This is a genomic window from Mesorhizobium sp. M7A.F.Ca.CA.002.04.1.1, assembly GCF_004022805.1.
Taxonomy (GTDB): domain Bacteria; phylum Pseudomonadota; class Alphaproteobacteria; order Rhizobiales; family Rhizobiaceae; genus Mesorhizobium; species Mesorhizobium ciceri.
In genome coordinates this window covers 1-500 of sequence record NZ_RZPL01001300.1, presented here as the reverse complement: position 1 = coordinate 500, position 500 = coordinate 1, and the positions used below count along the sequence as shown (strand labels likewise).

The 500-nt window shown below is 64.2% G+C and carries 1 protein-coding gene; it reads left to right on the top strand.

Annotation, left to right across the window (positions count from 1 at the left end):
- Nucleotides 1-56 precede the first annotated feature (56 nt).
- On the top strand, nt 57-500 hold a 444-nt coding region (locus ENZ75_RS33895; RefSeq protein ID WP_245481375.1), incomplete at its 3' end, for an ABC transporter substrate-binding protein.

Here is a 500-nt window from a genome sequence, read left to right as displayed (position 1 = left end):
GTCCCAAAACCGCTGGGCACTTTTGGGCGGCATGCATCAACAACAGGGGAACGACGATGAAATTCATGCTGACCGACCGCAAACTCCACCCGCAAGCCAAACCCGTGGCCGACGATTTCAAGGCCGGCGGCATCAACCGCCGCGAATATCTGGCGCTGATGGCCGGGCTCGGCGTCAGCGCCGCCGGGGCGCTGGCGCTGGGCGGACTTGGCACCATCCCTGCCCGCGCGGCGGAACCCAAGAAGGGCGGCGTCCTGCGCGTCGCCATGAACGTCAAGGGTTTCAAGGACCCGCGCACCTTCGACGGCGTCGAGATGTCCAACGTTGCCCGCCACTGCAACGAATATCTGGTGCGCTGGAACACCGACTTCTCCTTCGAGCCCTGGCTGCTCGAAAGCTGGGAGGCGAGCGACGACGCCAGGATGCTGACCCTGCATGTGCGCAAGGGCATCTCGTGGTCGAACGGCGATGCCTTCAACGCCGACGATGTCATCCACAAC